This is a genomic window from Acidovorax sp. LjRoot204 (genome assembly GCF_056175785.1).
Genome location: NZ_JBGFFF010000297.1, coordinates 1 through 2,359, shown reverse-complemented (window position 1 = coordinate 2,359; position 2,359 = coordinate 1). Strand labels below are relative to the sequence as shown.

The following is a 2,359-nucleotide window of genomic DNA, read 5'->3' as shown; positions in this document are numbered from 1 at the left end:
CTGCTGCACCGTGGCGCGGTCGAACAGATCGGTGGCGTACTCGATGCGACCGGTGAGGCCCTGCGGCTTGCCGTCATGGCTGCGTTGCTCCCGCAGTTCGAAAGACAAGTCGAAGATAGCAGCATCCTCGATAGACTCGGCGCTGAGCACGGTGAGTCCTTGCAGCTCAAACTTGGCCCGGGTATTGTTCTGCAAGACCAGCATCACCTGGAACAGCGGATGGTGGGCCATGGAGCGCRCCGGGTTGAGCACCTCCACGAGGCGCTCGAACGGCARGTCCTGGTGGGCATAGGCYGCCAGGTTGGCTGCGCGCACACGGGCCAGCAGCTCCCTGAAGCTGGGATTGCCCGAGGTGTCGGTGCGCAGCACGAGCGTGTTGRTGAAGAAGCCCACGAGATCGTCCAGGGCCTCGTCRKTGCGYCCGGCGATCGGGCTGCCCAGCGGGATGTCGGTGCCTGCGCCCATGCGGGTGAAGAGCGCCGACAGCGCGGCCTGCAGCACCATGAACAGRCTGGCCTGGCCSTCGCGYGCGAGTGCGGCGAGGCCCTGGTGCAGCGATGCGTCGAACTGGAACGCGAGGCTCTCGCCGCRGWAGCTGGAGACGGCGGGSCGYGGCYGRTCGGTGGGSAGGKCSAGCTGCTCGGGCAGGCCSGCGAGGGTCTGCTGCCAATAGGCCAGCTGACGGGAGCCGACACTGTCGGCATCGTCCTCATGGCCCAGCAACTCGCGCTGCCAGAGCGTGTAGTCGGCGTACTGCACGGGCAGCGGGGCCCAYGCCGGCGRCTTGCCCTGGGCGCGGGCAGCGTAGGCGGTGGACACATCGCGCGCCAGCGGCGTGAGCGACCAGCCGTCGCTGGCGATGTGGTGGCACAGCAGCAGCAGGACGTGGTGCTCGGCATCCAGGTGGAACAGCCAGGCGCGGAAGGGGATCTCGCGCGACAGCTCGAAGCCATGGCTGGCGGCCTCGGCGAGCTGGTAGGTCAAGGTCTCCTCGGAGGCAYCGCCGACCTGCAGGACGGAGTGCACGGCCTCGGGCGGCAGGATGAGCTGCTGCGGCTCGTCGTCCGCAGTCTGCGGGAAGACCGTGCGCAGGCTCTCGTGGCGGGCCACCAGATCGAGCAGGGCCTGATCCAGGGCGGCATCGTCGAGCGTCCCGGTCAGGCGCATGGCGACCGGGATGTTGTAGGTCGCAGTGGGGCCATCGAGCCGATAGAGGAACCACAGACGGCGCTGCGCGAAGGACAGCGGGATCTGGCTGGGCCTGGCCATCGGGCGCAGGACCTCGCGTGCCACCTGTGCGTCGCCCAGCCTGTGCGCCAGCTGTGCGACGGTGGGCGCCTCGAACAGGGTGCGGATGGCGAGCTCCACGCCCAGGGCGGAGCGGATGCGGCTGATGAGCTTGGTGGCCAGCAGGGAGTGGCCGCCGAGGTCGAAGAAGTTGTCGTCGATGCCCACCTGTGCCAGGCCCAGGACGTCGGCGAAGAGGGAGACGAGGATCTCCTCCTGGGGGGTGCGTGGTGCGCGGATGCTCAGCGGCGTGAAGTCCGGCGCGGGCAGTRCGCGGCGGTCGAGCTTGCCGTTGGGCGTGAGCGGCAGGGCGTCCAGCGGCATGATCGCTGCGGGCACCATGTAGTCGGGCAGTTGCTCGGAGAGGGCGCGGCGCAGGGCCGCGGTGTCCGCGCTGTGTCCGGCGGCTGTGACCACGTAGCCGACCAGCTGCTTGTGGCCGGGGGTGTCCTCGCGAGCGATGACGGCGGCCTGGGCGATGCCGGGCARCTGGGTGAGCGCGGCCTCGATCTCGCCGGGCTCGATGCGRAAGCCCCGGATCTTGACCTGCTGGTCGGCGCGYCCGAGGAAGTCGAGCACGCCGTCRGGGCGCCATCGTGCCAGGTCGCCGGTGCGGTACATGCGGCTGCCCGGGGCGCCGAAGGGACTGGCCACGAAGCGCTCTGCGCTCAGGCCGGGGCGGTTGAGGTAGCCGCGYGCGAGRCCSGCGCCCGCGATGTAGAGCTCGCCGGCCACGCCTGCGGGCACCGGGCGMAGCTGTGCATCCAGCACGTASAGCTGCGTGTTCCAGATCGGGCGGCCRATCGGGACGGATGCGCTCTGGGCATCGCATTCCCAGAACGTGACGTCCACTGCGGCCTCGGTCGGGCCGTAGAGATTGTGCAAAGGCACACCCAAGACGCGGGCGAACTCGACTTCAACTTCCTTCGATAGCGCTTCACCGCTGCAGATCACACGGGACAACGAGGTGCAGCTTGAAGCGGAGGGCTCCTGGAGGAAGGTCTGCAACATGGATGGAACAAAGTGAGCCGTTGTCACCTGCGCGGCATTGATGAGGTGCGCAAGGTAAGCG

The 2,359-nt window shown here is 69.0% G+C and carries 1 protein-coding gene; it reads right to left on the bottom strand.

The annotated features are described in order from the left end of the window. Nucleotides 1–2,340: condensation domain-containing protein (locus AC04MI_RS24695; protein ID WP_476498985.1), on the bottom strand; the 2,340-nt coding region annotated here is incomplete at its 3' end. Nucleotides 2,341–2,359 lie beyond the last annotated feature (19 nt).